This is a genomic window from Coprothermobacter proteolyticus DSM 5265 (assembly GCF_000020945.1).
Classification (GTDB): Bacteria; Coprothermobacterota; Coprothermobacteria; order Coprothermobacterales; family Coprothermobacteraceae; genus Coprothermobacter; species Coprothermobacter proteolyticus.
Genome location: NC_011295.1, coordinates 1,122,868 through 1,138,877 on the forward strand (window position 1 = coordinate 1,122,868; position 16,010 = coordinate 1,138,877).

The 16,010-nt window shown below is 47.7% G+C and carries 11 protein-coding genes and 3 rRNA genes; 3 read left to right on the top strand and 11 right to left on the bottom strand.

Translation table 11 applies throughout. From position 1 onward, the window contains the following. Positions 1-1,380: a replication-associated recombination protein A gene (locus COPRO5265_RS05930; protein ID WP_012543821.1), complete on the bottom strand. Its 1,380-nt coding sequence runs from the start codon at positions 1,378-1,380 to the stop codon at positions 1-3. Beyond that, positions 1,370-2,125 (bottom strand): fumarylacetoacetate hydrolase family protein, encoded by a 756-nt coding sequence (locus COPRO5265_RS05935; RefSeq protein WP_012544711.1) that lies wholly within the window; start codon positions 2,123-2,125, stop codon positions 1,370-1,372. Before COPRO5265_RS05935 ends, COPRO5265_RS05930 begins: the two co-directional genes overlap by 11 nt. 158 nt (positions 2,126-2,283) lie before the next feature. Here COPRO5265_RS05935 and COPRO5265_RS05940 point away from each other — a divergent pair, with 158 nt between their 5' ends. From COPRO5265_RS05940 to cuyB, 3 genes are read left to right on the top strand one after another with little or no spacing between them, the layout of a single operon-like run. Then, positions 2,284-4,464, top strand: coding sequence for a heavy metal translocating P-type ATPase (locus COPRO5265_RS05940; RefSeq protein ID WP_012544877.1), 2,181 nt, complete (start codon positions 2,284-2,286; stop codon positions 4,462-4,464). Positions 4,465-4,488: 24 nt separating this feature from the next. After that, complete coding sequence (locus tag COPRO5265_RS05945) at positions 4,489-4,671, top strand: YHS domain-containing protein (protein ID WP_041735784.1); 183 nt, start codon at positions 4,489-4,491, stop codon at positions 4,669-4,671. Positions 4,672-4,679: 8 nt separating this feature from the next. Next, on the top strand, positions 4,680-5,399 hold the full coding sequence (gene cuyB / locus COPRO5265_RS05950; RefSeq protein WP_012544891.1) for a cysteate racemase: 720 nt from the start codon (positions 4,680-4,682) through the stop codon (positions 5,397-5,399). Positions 5,400-5,502: 103 nt separating this feature from the next. On the opposite strand, the gene rrf is transcribed toward cuyB, so the two are convergent. The 9 genes from rrf to COPRO5265_RS05995 all read right to left on the bottom strand — a co-directional run bounded on the left by rrf (position 5,503) and on the right by COPRO5265_RS05995 (position 16,000). Further along, a 5S ribosomal RNA gene (gene rrf, locus COPRO5265_RS05955) occupies positions 5,503-5,619 on the bottom strand. Between the two features lie 147 nt (positions 5,620-5,766). Continuing rightward, positions 5,767-8,790, bottom strand: a 23S ribosomal RNA gene (locus COPRO5265_RS05960). A gap of 196 nt (positions 8,791-8,986) precedes the next feature. After that, positions 8,987-10,522, bottom strand: a 16S ribosomal RNA gene (locus COPRO5265_RS05965). Together the 16S, 23S and 5S rRNA genes form the textbook arrangement of a ribosomal RNA operon. 278 nt (positions 10,523-10,800) lie before the next feature. Then, the gene (locus COPRO5265_RS05970; protein ID WP_107689460.1) at positions 10,801-11,163 is read right to left on the bottom strand and encodes a hypothetical protein; all 363 of its coding nucleotides are present in this window, start codon (positions 11,161-11,163) and stop codon (positions 10,801-10,803) included. After that, the gene (locus COPRO5265_RS05975) at positions 11,160-11,519 is read right to left on the bottom strand and encodes a PqqD family peptide modification chaperone (protein WP_234397916.1); all 360 of its coding nucleotides are present in this window, start codon (positions 11,517-11,519) and stop codon (positions 11,160-11,162) included. The genes COPRO5265_RS05970 and COPRO5265_RS05975 overlap by 4 nt, the downstream gene beginning before the upstream one ends. 73 nt (positions 11,520-11,592) lie before the next feature. Further along, a complete protein-coding gene (locus COPRO5265_RS05980) occupies positions 11,593-13,500 on the bottom strand; it encodes an OPT family oligopeptide transporter (RefSeq protein ID WP_012543633.1) in 1,908 nt (635 codons plus the stop codon). 91 nt (positions 13,501-13,591) lie between these two features. Then, complete coding sequence (locus tag COPRO5265_RS05985; RefSeq protein WP_012544688.1) at positions 13,592-14,245, bottom strand: hypothetical protein; 654 nt, start codon at positions 14,243-14,245, stop codon at positions 13,592-13,594. Positions 14,246-14,250: 5 nt separating this feature from the next. Further along, entirely contained in the window at positions 14,251-15,396 is a 1,146-nt protein-coding gene (locus tag COPRO5265_RS05990) for a hypothetical protein (protein ID WP_012543885.1), read from the bottom strand. A 13-nt stretch (positions 15,397-15,409) separates the two neighbouring features. Further along, on the bottom strand, positions 15,410-16,000 hold the full coding sequence (locus tag COPRO5265_RS05995) for a ribonuclease H-like domain-containing protein (protein WP_041735786.1): 591 nt from the start codon (positions 15,998-16,000) through the stop codon (positions 15,410-15,412). Positions 16,001-16,010 lie beyond the last annotated feature (10 nt).

The following is a 16,010-nucleotide window of genomic DNA, read 5'->3' on the forward strand; positions in this document are numbered from 1 at the left end:
TTATTTCTCGATGTTCTCGTCTTTGTTGTTCTTTGATTTATTTTCCCTGCGCTTCTTCTTCACTCCCATGAGATGCTCAAGACGTTGCCCGTATTTGCTCTCCAATCCCTGATCAGAAGGCAAGTAGTAGCGCTTTCCCAGCAAGTTGGGAGGGAGGCATTCCATATCTGCAATGTGTTCTTCATAGTCGTGACTGTACTTGTAATCCTTTCCGTATCCAACCTCTTTCATGAGCCTAGTAGGGGCGTTTCTAAGATGCAATGGAACTGGTTCCGCCATGGTTTCCAGAGCATCTTGTTTTGCCTTTTCATAGCCCACATACAGGCTATTGGACTTCGGGGCTAACGAAAGATAGACAACTGCTTGAGCCAGGTTGGCTGTGCATTCTGGCATTCCAATGTAATTCGCTGCATCAAAAGCAGCCACCGCTTGCATGAGTGCTTGGGGGTCGGCCATGCCAACATCTTCAGAAGCAAAACGGACAATACGGCGTGCAACATACAAAGGATCTTCTCCAGCTTCCAGCATCCGAGCAAGCCAATACAGTGCAGCATCAGGATCGCTATTGCGCATGGATTTGTGAAGCGCCGAGATGAGATTGTAATGCTCTTCCCCTGCCTTGTCGTAAAGCAAAGTCTTCTTCTGAAGGGCCTCGCTGATGACCTCGTCACTAATCACCCTAATCCCTTCGCTGTTGGGATCAGTGCCAAATACAGCCATCTCCAATGTATTCAAGGCAATACGCGCATCACCATCGGAATAAACAGCAATACGCATCAGCTGCTCATCTGTTATGACCACACGCTCATTGCCAAGCCCCCGCTCTTTATCAGCTAGCGCTCTGTAAAGTATGGTCTTGATATCCTCTGCCTCCAAGGGCTCAAGCACTACCACCTTCGACCTGGACAATAGAGGACTTATGATTTCAAAAGAGGGATTCTCCGTAGTGGCACAAATGAGAACTACAGCTCCCTTCTCCACATAAGGGAGGAATGCATCCTGCTGCGTTTTGTTGAAATGATGTATTTCATCCACGAATATTACAGTTCTTCGTCCCATGTTAAACTGAACTTCAGCATCTTCCAGTACTTCCTTTATCTCTTTAATGCCTGAGGTAACAGCGCTAAACCGTAAAAAGCGTGCTTTCGTTGTATTGGCTATCACCATGGCAATAGAGGTTTTCCCAACTCCAGGCGGGCCCCATAATACCAAAGAGGTGAGCTTATCTTCTTCGATTAATTTGCGAAGCAGCGTTCCCTTTCCAAAAGCTTTATCCTGCCCCACTATTTCGTCTAGGGTACGTGGACGCATTCTCTCTGCTAAGGGAATCCATTTGCTACTAGGCTTGAAAAGTGAATCCTGAAACCTATTATCTGTCATTGCCTACTATCTCCATGGGTTTAACCCCATTAACCAGTCTTCCAATGCCTTCTATTTCTACCACCACTTCGTCTCCTGCACTTAAAGGACCTACTCCCGAAGGTGTTCCAGTGAGTATGATATCGCCAGCTTCCAGGGTCATTATCTTTGAAACGAAACTGACAAGATAGAATACATCGAAAATTAAGTCAGCTGTGTTTCCCTCTTGACGTACTTGCCCATTTACTAGCGTCCTGAGGCGAAGATTCATTGGGTCCACATCAGTTTCAATCCAGGGCCCCAAAGGCAAAAACGTATCAAATGATTTGGCTCTAGTCCACTGACCATCCTTGCTCTGAAGATCTCGTGCAGTAACATCATTGGCAATGGTGTAACCTAGCACATGTTTATGCGCTTCCTCTTCGCTTACCCAATACGTACGATCTTTGATGACTACTGCGAGCTCCCCTTCATAATCTACACGTTTTGATTGAGGGGGCAGTAAGATACTGTCATTTGGCCCTATCACGGCCGTACGCGGTTTTAAGAACAATGTAGGCTCTTCAGGGAGCTTTTCACCCATTTCTTCTATGTGGCTTCTGTAATTCAGCCCCACACAAACGGCTTTACTTGGGATTATTGGCGCATCCAGATCTTCATAGCTGAACCTCTTCCAGTTCACACCATTTAAACCGGATACAGCTGCTTCTCCTTCTTCCCAGGAAAAACAAACATTGCTCAGCCCTTTTAATCTTAGGAGTCGCATCGAGCTATCACTTCCTTTTTATATATTGTACTCGCATTTTTAACATGTGAATTCATGGAGCCAACTATGCATTTAACTAACAAAAAGTGTATTCCGTTTATTCATACTTGATTCTGGTTATACTGTAAGTGAGAACGTTGTTTTGGATGGTGAAAAATATGGCAAAAAAGAAAGCGGTAGTAGAAGTAAGAGGAATGTCTTGCGCTTCCTGCGTTAATACAGTCAAGACAGCCATTGCACATACACCAGGTGTTGTCAGTGTAGAGGTGAATTTAGCCACTGATCAAGCCTTTATCGAATACGAAGAAGAAAAGGTGGACTTAGTTGAGATTGCCAAAAACGTGTCAAAGGTTGGTTACGCACTAGATATTGAGCAGGCAAAAACCAACGAGGAGTTGCAGCGTATAAAAGAGCAATTCATTGCCTCAACGTTATTCATGGTTCCCGTGACCATTCTCATGGTCATGCATATGAGTGGCATCATGTTCCCAAACATGGAACTACTTCAGCTTATTCTTTCTGCTTTGGCTGTGGCTACAGCTGGTCAGGAGACCGTATCAAGAGCCTTCAAAGCTCTGTTCCATGGACAATGGACCATGGATGTTCTGGTAGCTTCTGGCATTGTCATGGCAGTGCTATCGGGAGCTATAAGTTTAGTCTATCCATCGGTATACAGCTTTGCGTCTGTGGGAGCAATGATATTGTTCTTTAATTTGCTGGGCAAATACTTAGAAAGCTCAGCAAAGAAACGTGCTGCAAAATCCATAAGGGCGTTATTGGATCTTAGGCCACAAACTGCACGCATTATCGTGGACGGTATAGAAGTAGAGATACCTGTTCAACAACTAGACCCAGGAGACATTATGGTAGTAAGGCCTGGCGAACGCATACCCACTGATGGCATTCTTTTGGAGGGCGAATGCTACGTTGATGAATCTATGATTAGTGGCGAATCCATGCCAGTGCAAAAAAACATAGGTGATAGTGTCATAGGGGGAAGTATAAACCTGGGGAGCCCCATAAAGGTAAAAGCAACAAGAGTTGGAGAGGACACATTTCTTAGCCACCTAATAGATCTAGTACAGCAAGCGCAGGCTGCTCGCATGCCCATACAAGATAACCTGGATAAGGTTATAGCGATTTTTGTGCCTGCTGTGATTTCCTTAGCGGTTTTCACCTTTATATTCTGGCTTGCCTTCCCAGGGCTTGCTGCTAACGTTAATAATTACCTTTCCTCAATCTTACCTTGGGTCCCCAAAGGACTTACTGGATTCTCCTTGGCAGCTTTCGCCTCAATAGCCACTCTAGTGATCGCCTGTCCATGCGCCTTGGGTTTAGCTACGCCCACAGCTGTCATAGTTGCTTCTGGCTTAGCAGCTAAGCACGGTGCTTACTTCAAAGACGGATCAGCTTTCCAGCGACTGGCATCTGTGAACACTGTTGTTTTCGACAAAACCGGTACGTTAACAACCGGTAAACCCACAGTGAGAAGAATAGTAGCGTTTGAAGAAAACGCGGAGCAACTTATGTACAGTATGGCAAAGCAGTCACAACACCCACTATCCAGAGCCATAGTTGCTTACTTCGAAGAGAACAAGAAGATGGACTCAGCTCTACAGCTAGAGAATGTTAAAGAGACTCCAGGATTGGGTGTTCTAGCAACGTTCAGTGGCAAAACCTATTCATTAGGTAAGCCTAAAAGAAGACAAGACGTTCAGCAGTTCATAGACCCAACAGATAGCACGGTGGCACTTTACGATGAAACTGATCAAGTTTTATTAGCCGTTTGTGCACTTTATGATCCTGTGAGGGAAGATGCTGCCATGGCCATAGAAGAACTAAAAGCGATGGGTATCGAACCTGTACTTTTGAGCGGAGATAGAGAAGAGGTTGTGAAAGCCGTAGCTACTGCAGTTGGTATAAAAACGTTCAAAGCGAACGCACTACCAGAGGACAAACTAGACTTCATAAAACGTCTAAAGGCAGAACAGCCCGAAAGCATCATAGCTATGGTAGGAGACGGCATAAACGACGCGCCCGCTTTGAGACTTGCCGATGTAGGCATTGCCATGGGGAGCGGAACCGACGTAGCTATTGAATCTGGTGATGTAGTTATTTACAAGACCGACATAGGAACCATTGTAAAGACTGTGAAAATAGCCAAGGCCACAGCGAAAAAGATCTCACAAAATCTGTTCTGGGCGTTCTTTTACAATCTCCTTGCTTTGCCCTTGGCAATGATGGGAGCTATCCATCCAGTAATAGCTGAAATTGCCATGGCCTTCAGTTCAGTAAATGTGGTGACCAACTCGCTCAGACTAAATCGTATTAAACTTTAGAGAAAGGAGGTGTACACAATTCTTATGAAGCACATCGACCCCGTTTGCGGTATGGTAGTCAAAGAGGAAACTGCAAAAGGCACCTATGAGTACAAAGGAACCACATACTACTTCTGTTCCGAGTCGTGCTTGAATGCTTTTAAAGCTGACCCAGAAAAGTACCTAAAAGAAGGACCCATGGGACACATGCCACAGGAAGAAAAATAGGCTAAGGTATGGCTCAAGACAAAGTTAAAATCGGCATCATTGGTGGTATGGGCCCAGAAGCGACCTTGGATTTATTTAGAAAGATTTTGCGGAATACGCCTGCTAACAAAGACCAAGATCACCTACACCTAATCATTGATAATAATACGTCCATACCAGACAGAACTGACTACATTCTTGGCAAGGGAGAAAACCCCTTGCCTTTTATTTTAGAGTCAGCACGCCTTTTGGAATCAGCAGGAGTAAATGCTATTTGTATGGCTTGCAACACTGCTCACATTTTTGAAAGCGACATCAAAGCTCACATTCATGTAGACTTCATAAGCATTGTAGACAGTGTATTGAATGAACTAAAGGGGACATTTTCGCAAGCTAAATCGATAGGTTTAGCTGGTACCATGGGTGTTTTTTCATCGCATCTGTACGATGAACCACTCATGCAGAGAGGGTACAAGCTAATTCTGCCCACAAATGAGTTACAAGAAGAGCTCATGAAGGTGATTTATTCCATAAAGCAGGGATGTATAAAAGAGGTTATTGACAAAGCAGAAGAACTTCTGCAGTGGTACAAAGATCAAAAAGCTGACGTGCTTATAATGGCATGTACTGAACTGCCTTTAGTTCTAGACTACTTGGTGCCTCCCATTCCGGTGGTAGACTCCACTGAGGCGCTAGCGAAAAGTGTTGTTAGGTACGCTTTAAAAGGCTTTGTAAAACTACCCAATTAAAAGCGGCACGCAAGCATTCTGAGAACTTGTGGGCTTTATCTCTTTATAGCAATAGAACTTAAGTAAGGTAAAAAGGCGCAGTTACCACAAAATAAAAAGGGGGACTTAGCACCAACCTACTCTCCCGGCAGCTCCCGCACACCAGTACCATCGGCTTCCCTGAGCTTAGCTTCCGGGTTCGGAATGGGTCCGGGCGTTTCCCCAGGGCGTGGGCACTAAGTCCCTTTTTACACACTAAACAACTGTTGGAGAAGGTTTTTAAAGGCTTTTTACTTAAGCACAATCATCTTGCCATGTAAGCGCTTTTCTTCTACCCATCGCTTATTACTACAAACGCTTATTTTGGTATTCAAGGCCTTCTTATAAGTGAAGCAAGACCTCGGGCTATTAGTACTGGTCAGCTACACCCATTACTGGGCTTCCACTTCCAGCCTATCTACCGGGTAGTCTTCCCGGGCCCTTACCAGATCATCTCTGTGGGAGTTCTTATCTTGGGATGGACTTCGCGCTTAGATGCTTTCAGCGCTTATTCCTCCCAGGGTGGCTACCCAGCTCTGCACCTGGCGGTACAACTGGTACACCAGTGCCTGGTCCCTTCCGGTCCTCTCGTACTAGGAAGAGCTCCCCTCAGAACTCCTGCGCCCGCGGCGGATAAGGACCGAGCTGTCTCACGACGCTCTGAACCCAACTCGCGTGCCTCTTTAATGGGCGAACAGCCCAACCCTTGGGACCTGCTTCAGCCCCAGGATGAGACGGGTCGACATCGAGGTGCCAAACGGATCCGTCGATATGGACTCTCGGGACCCATTAGCCTGTTATCCCCAGGGTAACTTTTATCCGTTGATCGGTGGCCTTTCCACTCAGCACCACCGGGTCACTAAGCCCGTGTTTCCACTCTGCTCGAGGTGTCCCTCTCGCAGTCAAGCACCCTTATGCCTTTGCACTCTTCAGCGGGTTTCCATTCCGCCTGAGGGTACCTTTGGACGCCTCCGTTACCTTTTGGGAGGTGACCGCCCCAGTCAAACTGCCTACCTGACACTGTCCATGTGCCGGCTTCACGGCTCCATGTTAGAGTTCCAACACGTGCAGGGTGGTATCTCACCGTCGGCTCCAGTACCCCCGAAAGGGTACCTTCTCAGCCTCCCACCTATCCTGCGCAGCACATGCCAAAACCCAATATCAGGCTACAGTAAAGCTCCATGGGGTCTTTCCGTCCTGCCGCGGGTAGAGGGCATCTTCACCCCCATTGTAATTTCACCGAGTCCCTCGCTGAGACAGCGTCCCAGTCGTCACACCTTTCATGCGGGTCGGAACTTACCCGACAAGGAATTTCGCTACCTTAGGACCGTTATAGTTACGGCCGGCGTTTACTGGGGCTTCAGCTCGGAGCTTCGCCCATTCCTGGGCTAACCCCTCACCTTAACCTTCCAGCACTGGCCAGGCCTCAGCCCCTATACTTCGGCTTCCGCCTTCGCAGAGACCTGTGTTTTTGGTAAACAGTCGCCAGGACCTATCCTCTGCGGCCTGCCTCGGCTCATCAATCTCTTGATTCACCTATCGCAGGCACCCCTTCTCCCGAGGTTACGGGGTCAGTTTGCCGAGTTCCTTAGCGAGGGTTCTCTCGCGCGCCTCGGTAGTTTGTCTACCAGTCCACCTGTGTCGGTTTCGGGTACGGACACTAACTATGTCTCCCTGACGAGGTTTTTCTCGGCAGTGTAGGATCACTACCTTCGCATCCTTACGGACACTCCTCCTAGCCGCTAACCTGCATCGGGTGCGGTTTTCCCTACACCCAGGCCTCGCTGCTAAGAACGTGCTATTCCACTAGCACGCGTAGCTACCTTCCTGCGTCTCCCCTTCAGGTCAATCGACATAATCAGTGGCACGGACTATTAACCTGTTTCTCCATCGGCTACGCCTTTCGGCCTCACCTTAGGCTCCGGCTTACCCTGGGCGGACGAACCTTCCCCAGGAACCCTTGGACTTCCGGCGGACAGGATTCTCACCTGTCTTATCGTTACTCATGCCAGGATTCTCACTTCTGTGAAGTCCAGCTACATTCACATGTAACCTTCGCCCCTCACAGAACGCTCTCCTACCACTTACTTCAGCCTTGGCTAAAGTAAGTCTATGGCTTCGGTGCTACGCTTAGCCCCGTTACATCTTCGGCGCACATCCGCTCGACCAGCGAGCTGTTACGCACTCCTTAGATGATGGCTGCTTCTGAGCCAACATCCTGGCTGTCTTTGCAGACGTACTTCCTTTAGGTTGGAACACTTAGCGTAGCTTCGGGACCTTAGCCGATAGTCTGGGATGTTCCCCTCTCGCCTACGAAGCTTGTCCCCCGTAGACTCACTCCTTGGGCTAGCTACCATGGCATTCGGAGTTTGACAGGGTTCAGTAGGCCTCACGACCCCCTAGCCCTACCAGTGCTCTACCTCCACGGTCTACTACCCAAAGGCTGCACCTCAATGCATTTCGGAGAGAACCAGCTATCCCCGGGTTCGATTGGAATTTCTCCCCTACCCACACCTCATCCCACAGGTTTTTACCCCTGACGGGTTCGGGCCTCCAGACAGTCTTACCTGCCCTTCACCCTGGACATGGGTAGATCACCCGGCTTCGTGTCTCAATCCAGCAGCTTGTCGCCCTATTCAGACTCGGTTTCCCTTCGGCTTCAGTGCCTCAGCACCTTAACCTCGCTACTGGAATGAACTCCCTGGCTCATTCTTCAATAGGCACACGGTCGGCAACCCATGGGTCGCCTCCCGTTCCTTGTGGACGCACGGTTTCAGGTTCTATTTCACTCCCCTCACCGGGGTTCTTTTCACCGTTCCCTCACGGTACTATGCGCTATCGGTTAGCAAAGGTGTTTAGCCTTGGAGGGTGGTCCCCCCTGATTCCACCAGGATTCCTCGTGTCCCGGTGTACTTGGGGTCACATACCAGCTAGTCTTGTACATTTCGCCTACAGGACTTTCACCTTCTTCGGTCTGCCTTCCCATGCAGTTCGGCTATGTACAAGTTTTGTAACTAGCTGAGCCTGTTGCCAGCCGGCTCCGTATGTGCCCCGCTACCCCTAAACTGCAACGCCTGGCCGCTATCACACAGCTTAGGTTTGGGCTCTTCCCCGTTCGCTCGCCGCTACTTAGGGAATCTCTCTTGATTTCTCTTCCTGAGGCTACTGAGATGTTTCACTTCGCCTCGTGCCCCTCGCTTAGCTACTATCTTCACTAAGCGATGCATGGATTTCCTTCCATGCGGGTTTCCCCATTCGGATATCCCGGGATCTTCGGTTGTTAGGCACCTACCCCGGGCTTTTCGCAGCCTGCCACGTCCTTCTTCGGCCTTTGCTACCAAGGCATCCCCCGTGCGCCCTTTATATCTTGCTTCACTTACTATTTCCTTCTACCTCTTACGCGCTTGTCTTTTTTACAATGGGCTTCCAATTGCTCTCACACGGCTTACTTTATTGTGCCTTTGTATTTGTATGCCTTCTCTACCTTCTCCCCAGTTGTTTAGCGTGCATTACCGGGATCAGGAAGAAAGAAGAAGAAAAAGGAGTTTCTTTTTTTCAATTCTCCTTAGAAAGGAGGTGATCCAGCCGCACCTTCCGGTACAGCTACCTTGTTACGACTTAGCCCTCCTTACCAGGCACACCGTCGTCCGGCCCTCTTCGGTTACCGGCCTTCTGGTGAACCCGACTCGGGTGGCTTGACGGGCGGTGTGTGCAAGGCCCGAGAACGTATTCACCGCGGCTTTGCTGATCCACGGTTACTAGCGACTCCGACTTCACGCACGCGAATTGCAGCGTGCGATCCGAACTGAGCAGGGCTTTTGGGGATTTGCTCCACCTCGCGGCTTCGCTTCCCGTTGTACCCTGCATTGTAGCATGTGTGTAGCCCAGGGCATAAAGGCCATGCTGACTTGACGTCATCCTCCCCTTCCTCTGGCTCTTCGCCAGCGGTCTCCCTATTGTGCTCTGACCCTTTTACCTGTCAGGAGCAATTAGGGATGAGGGTTGCGCTCGTTACGGCACTTAAGCCGACACCTCACGGCACGAGCTGACGACAGCCATGCAACACCTGTGCTGGCTCCCTCCCTTACGGTTGGGTCGTCCCCCTTTCAGGTTCCTACCACCAGCATGTCAAACCCTGGTAAGGTTCTTCGGGCAGCATCGAATTAAACCACATGCTCCGCCGCTTGTGCGGACCCCCGCCAATTCCTTTGAGTTTCAACCTTGCGGCCGTACTCCCCAGGTGGGATGCTTATCGCGTTGGCTTCGGCACTGAAGGGTCTTTACCCCCCAACACCTAGCACCCATCGTTTACGGCTAGGACTACCCGGGTATCTAATCCGGTTCGCTCCCCTAGCTTTCGCGCCTCAGCGTCAGGATCGGCCCAGAGAGCCGCCTTCGCCACCGGTGTTCCTCCCGATATCTACGCATTTTACCGCTACACCGGGAATTCCACTCCCCTCTACCGTCCTCTAGCTGCCTAGTTTCCCACGCAATCTCAGAGTTGAGCCCTGAGTTTTCACATGAGACACAGACAACCACCTACGCGCCCTTTACACCCAGTGAATCCGAACAACGCTCGGGACCTACGTTTTACCGCGGCTGCTGGCACGTAGTTAGCCGTCCCTTTCTACTGGGGTACCGTCCTTACTCGTCCCCCAGTCCAGGAGTTTACGCCCCGAAGGACTTCTTCCTCCACGCGGCGTCGCTGGGTCAGGCTTTCGCCCATTGCCCAAGATTCCCTGCTGCTGCCTCCCGTAGGAGTCTGGGCCGTGTCTCAGTCCCAGTGTGACCGGACATCCTCTCAGACCGGTTACCCGTCTTCGGCTTGGTGAGCCGTTACCTCACCAACTACCTGATGGGCCGCAGGCTCATCCTTCAGCAGCTACCTCAACGGTAACTCTTTCTTCACCAGTATCCCTACCAGTGAACGTATGAAGGTTTAGCCTCAGTTTCCTGAGGTTGTCCTCCTCTGAAGGGTAGATTACCTACGTGTTACTCACCCGTTCGCCGCTAAGCTACAATCCGAAGACTGTAGCCCGCTCGACTTGCATGCATTAGGCACGCCGCCAGCGTTCGTCCTGAGCCGGGATCAAACCCTCCGTGATATATATATGTGTATCTCTACTTCATATACATTTCCCTTTAGGTCTAATCCCTACTCTATTTGATTCACTGTATCCTTATTGGATACGCTTTGTCGTTTCCGACCGCTTCTTCCTCTTCTTCCTGTCCCCGGTTTTTCACCTTTCGGTGTCCTGCTCCATAGCGCATCGCTCCCGCGCTGCGCCTCACCGTGCCTATCTCGTTAGGCAGGCATTGTTAAGTATAACCAGTTTTGGTAAAACAAGTCAATACTATACATTAGTATACCATAATAAGCCCCTTAGCTCTTCTTCTTTAAACGGTAAAAAGTGTTTCCACTACGCCTTATTTCTTCTATTTTGCCCTCCTCCACCAATAGAGGTAGCACAATATCCAAAACCTTTTCAGGGTCAGTGATTTTCAGTTTACGGCTACTCCAAAAGGGGCCAACAACTAAGCCATCTAGTAAGCCTGCTAAGTCTTTCTTCGTAGCTTCACTTTGTTTCTTCAACGTTTTTAGGACGACGTCCGAAGCCTTCACTACTAGCTGGTCAGAAAGTATTTTTGGTAGTTCTCTTTCTTTCCTTACACCCCACAAGAAGACCACAGCGCCAGCGATTGCTGAAAGAAAGACAGCAATTACCATGCCCCATGTTTCACTCATAGGCTCTCTTTATCCTTTAAATCGGGTTTTTTGTAATATATCAGGTTGCCATTGTACAGATAAGTAACGAATGTAACCAGCCGTGGAAACAGAGGCTCAACTTCATCTCCTAGACGCTCTTTAAGCTTGAGCCCTATCGTCTTTATATCATCTTCCCCATTAATCAATCGCCAGACTTCAGAGCCAACTTTGTCCAGATCAATGGTAATCTCTAGAGGCGTTTTAAATAGTCTGTGCATTAAAGCATCATACCAGTGATTTCTATATATCTTTAGTTTAATAATTTCTCCTTCGTCAACCCAATGGACGTGCTTTTTTTTCACAGGCACAAGATCCAGCGCATTCCTCTTCGCCAAAATCTATCCCTCACTCACCTTATAGGGGGCCCTAAAAAGGCCCCCCACATCTTATAAGCACTAGTTTCCCACACTAAGCGTTTCTAGGTTTCTTAAACGCATAGTAAACCAAGGTGCATGTGACTAATGCGAACATAACTAGAGAAGCCCAAGAAGGCATTACTGCGCCCTCAGCCAACGCCGTACTCACATCAAAGTAAGCCAACAAGGCAAGAACCAAACCCATCAAAGCCTCGCCAGCAATTAAACCAGAGCTGTAAAGTATACCGGTTTCCGTTCTAGCTTCTTGTTCTTCAGGTTTTTTCTTCAGGGCATTATCCAATATACCCCTAACAAGTCCACCAACCATGATCGGAGTAGATAAATGTATGGGTAAGTACAATCCAATAGCAACTGGTAAAATGGGAATTTGTAAGATTTCCAACATTATTGAGAGTATGACACCGAAAATGATAAGCACCCATGGGAGCTGTGCATTGAACACTCCTTCTACAATCATCTTCATCAACGTTGCCTGAGGTGCTAGTAGATCTTTACTGCCAAAGCCCCAAGCTTCGTTTAGCAGAATGAGCACAAAACCTATCACACAAGCCGACGCTGCGATTCCTATAATCTGTGCTACCTGTTGACGCCAGGGCGTTGCACCAAGCAAGTAGCTGGCTTTTAAGTCCTGAGATATGTCACCAGCGCTAGCTGCAGCTGTGCAGACTACGGCAGCAACTGCCAAAGAAGCAGCCATGCCCTCAACTCCGGTCCACCCAGAGGCTTTCATTATGAGTGCTGTCAACAAGATTGTTGCAATAGTCATACCTGAAACAGGGTTAGATGAGCTACCCACCATACCCACAAGCCTAGAGCTGACTGTGACGAAGAAAAAGCCGAAAATCGCGACCAGAACCGCACCGAGCCATCCCACGGGAATTTGAGGCAACAATGCCATGAAGATGATTAGTGCAACTATGCCAACAATGAGCCACTTGGGATCCATGTCCGCATCTGTTCTAAGCACCTGAGTTGCTTTCTGCCCATATCCTTTTAGGGCATCCCTAAACGAGGTAATCATCATAGGCAACTCTTTTATCAAGCTGATAACACCGCCACCCAACATGGCTCCTGCTCCTATGTATCTAACATAGTTAGCCCAGATTTCTGAATACGACATCTCACCGAGTGGTACACTGCTAGGGAATATGGCAGTTGTTACACCACTTCCAAAGAACGTAATCAAAGGCGTTAGTATGAGCCAGCCAAATATTGCTCCCACGAACATGTAAGAAGAAATCTTTGGTCCAACAATGAAACCCACACCTAACAATGAAGGATAAACATCCATTCCTATAGCAGCGTTTTTCAAGCCAGGGATCTGCGTTTCGATTTCGTAAGGGAAGAGCTTTAGCCCATCAGTCAAGAATTTGTAGATGAAGCCTACTAAGCCGCCTACAACAATGTAATAAGCGCTGACACCGCCCTCTTCACCAGCCACCAACACTTCTGCACAGGCTACACCTTCAGGATAGGGCAGCACACCATGCTGGCCAACGATTAGATACCGCCTCAATGGAACCATAAACAGGACGCCCAGAGTGCCACCTATGAACGTGAGTGCACCCATTACCCATGGACTCGGGTTCAAACCCCACATAAAAAGTGCTGGAAGTGTGAAGATAGCTCCAGCAGCAAGCGACTCTCCCGCAGATGCTACGTTCTCAACAGTCATGTTTTCAAGTATTGAATTCCTATGCAGCAATCCACGTGTAATTGCCATAGAAATCACAGCTGCCGGGATGGAAGCAGAAATCGTCATACCTACTTTTAAACCCAGGTACGCATTAGCTGCACCAAAAATGACGGACAAAATAACGCCCAAAACGATGGAGTAAACCGTAAACTCAGGCATGACCTTCTCTGCGGGGACATAAGGTACGTACGTTTGTCCAGGCTTAACTCCATAAGCTCCTTCAGGAAGACCACGTTTTTCCACGAAAAATCACCTCCCTACGACGAGTTTTTATAGAAGATATTCTATCACAGACGAAACTACGATAACCTTGTAACTACCTATATCGGACTAATTAGCTCTCTAAGATCCTTTGGAACCAGTAACTAATAAAAGACGTCACACAAGACAGAACCAATGCAACTAGTAGCACTGCCCCAAAAGGCATCGAGAAGAAAAACGTGTGCAACCATAGAAGAGATAAAAATGTTACTAAAAAAGCCCTCCATAGCAGCGAATCAGCCCCGGAACCAAAAGGAAGCAACAAGGCGACTAGCATGAAAATCATGGGTATGGGTAAAACGTTGTAAAGCAGAGAGCCCTTTTCAGCGAGCACTGCAAGCTGGGTGAAATCTAGTGTGTCAAGCGTGACAAACACTGTCAAGTAGCCCAGTACCCACAAAGCTAGTATGAGCACTGTCCATACGCGAGACCATGTATGGTGTATGTCCTTAAGAAGCAATCCAAAACTCATGGAAACAACAAGGGCAATAAGCACAACGTTTATGGGTAGTACCCAAACAAACGTCCCTTCAAATGCCATGCTTGAGAGCATTAGCCACAGAAAAGCAACACCTACAACAAATTTGTTGTCTCGAAAAACAAAATCACTACGGCCAACAAGTTTCCCATCTTCTCGCCTCTGCTGTAAGATGAATCTCACGGAAAAGAAATGAACCACTAATACCCCTAACGCAAACAAAAGCCATACAAGTAACATCTTCCACATACAAGCTAACTCCCTTCACCGAAGAATACGTAGCTGGCTAAGATAGCAATTACAAATGGTATAAGCATGTTAATGATGTCCAGCTTAACATTTGCCCAAGTATTTGTTGCATTAAAAACGTTCTCAATGGCAAACAACGCTCCACTGCCCCCGTAGAGATTAACAGCAATTTTCGATGCAAAACCAGTCAAAATTCCACTAAATAGCAAAATGGCGCTAACAATTATGGACAGAACACCTTTTCTACTACTCTGCAACGCGACCTGGTAACACAACCCTACTAACAAGAAAAGCATGTAGACCCGCACTATGGCCACAGTAGATGCCGTTATGAACATAGAAGCCAATCCAGCAGTCTTAAAAAGGAAACCTACCGAAGGAGGAAGACCACTTGAGACAACCGTTTGTACAGCGGGAATAGCCATATTACCTAACAAAGCCCATGGGAATGAAACCAACGCTAGTAAAGCAAATTCGAAACTACCACCTCGAGGTGGTGCAAAAAGCAAGGAATACACCACAAGAAAAAAGAAATAAAAATCTGACTCCACCGGTTCTGATTTGCCTAATACACTTAGCAAGTACGCTACCGCCGGTATGAGCCCGATTATCCAGAGTACTCTATCAAGATAGGAAGGTGTTAAACGCACCTCAAACGTGGGATACCACAGAAAGAACATGAACATATACATGACTGACACCGAAAATAGTCTGGAAAGGACTGACGAGAGATATTTAGAACTGAACACTATTAAGGTAATAGCTCCTACGTCAAGTAACATAGCCAAGTTTCTTGTAAGATCTGTGTTGTTGGCAAAGTCGCTTCCTCTCTGAGCCATTTTCTCTGGCAAAAGCCACCAAAAACTTGGCTTCTCAGGCTCGCCCACAGCTAGATAAGTTCTAAAGGCAGTAGAACCAATTAGTAGCACAAGACCGACCCAAAATGTCAAGGGTATGCTTTTCTTAGAAAGTACAAAAAGTGATAAATAGGAAGCACAAAGAAGTACCAAACCTATCCAATATGTGGTCCTAAAAAAAGGTACTAACCAAAGAGCTCCAAGTGCCGCTATAAACAGGAACCTATAATCTTTCGATTCCAGGAACTCCCATACAGCAATTACCAAAGACGGCATAACCATTAAAAAATCCATAAACCCAGCCTCCTTAGAATAGAGATTGTTCTACGTACAGATAAAGGTTAGCCAAACCAGTGATGTCATAGTAGTTATGTCGCAGAACTTTTTCTAAACATTCCCAGTCCCCACCAAGCAAGAACTCTTGGTAGTATTGTGGCACGAACCGAGATGGGACATCGTCAGATCTTTCTATGCCAAGTAAATGTTTCTCCAAATACGACTGCTTTAAAGAGGGTAGCTTTCCTTGAAACTTACGCTTTGCTGTGAGATACAAATCCACGTGAGCTCTTGGGACAAACTGTCCTAGCCCGTGGTGAAGAAGCCTTTGATTAATAAAAGGAATATCAAAGTTCGCACCATTGTAAGTTACCACCTCAGCATCCTTTGTGAGCTCCAAGAAACGTAAAAGTAATTCCCTTTCACCTTCTTCTTTCAGCAGGAAAAGTTGCGTAGCTGTTGGTTTTTCGCCACCTTGAAGTAAGCCAATAACCGTTAAGGGTGTCCCCACCAAGGAAAGTGTCTCAATATCTAGAAACACCTTCGACGTCCAAATGTCACTATTGACTTCGTAGCATCTTTCAGCAAATCCGTCAAACTTTAGCTCTGACAACACCGTCATGTGTATATGA